This is a genomic window from Mesorhizobium sp. M4B.F.Ca.ET.089.01.1.1 (assembly GCF_004022605.1).
Lineage (GTDB): Bacteria > Pseudomonadota > Alphaproteobacteria > Rhizobiales > Rhizobiaceae > Mesorhizobium > Mesorhizobium abyssinicae.
In genome coordinates, this window is the sequence record NZ_RZOS01001620.1 from 1 (window position 1) to 378 (window position 378).

Below are 378 nucleotides of genomic sequence, written 5' to 3' on the forward strand. Positions count from 1 at the left end.
GATCTATGATGGTCAGGTTCGGCATGCCGCGAAAGATGGCGATGTCCTCCGTCGCCTGGTGGCTGGGGCCATATCCCGTGGTCAAGCCCGGCAGCGCGCAGACGAACTTGACGTCGAGATTCTCCTCGGCGATCGCCATGCAAATGAAATCATAGGCGCGACGCGAGGCGAAGACGGCATAGGTCGTCGCGAAGGGCTTGAAGCCTTCCCGCGCCAGGCCGGCAGCCGCACTCATCAGCACCTGCTCCGCCATGCCCATCTGATAAAAGCGGTCCGGATGCTCCTGCGCGAAAACATGGAGATCGGTGTATTTGCCGAGGTCGGCCGTCAGCCCGACAATCTCCGATCTGCTACGCGCCAGGCGGGCCAATGTATGAC

Annotated in this window: 1 pseudogene; it reads right to left on the reverse strand. The window is 61.6% G+C overall.

The window, feature by feature from the left end:
* Nucleotides 1-378, reverse strand: a pseudogene (locus tag EN780_RS38515) (transketolase family protein); the annotation flags it as partial.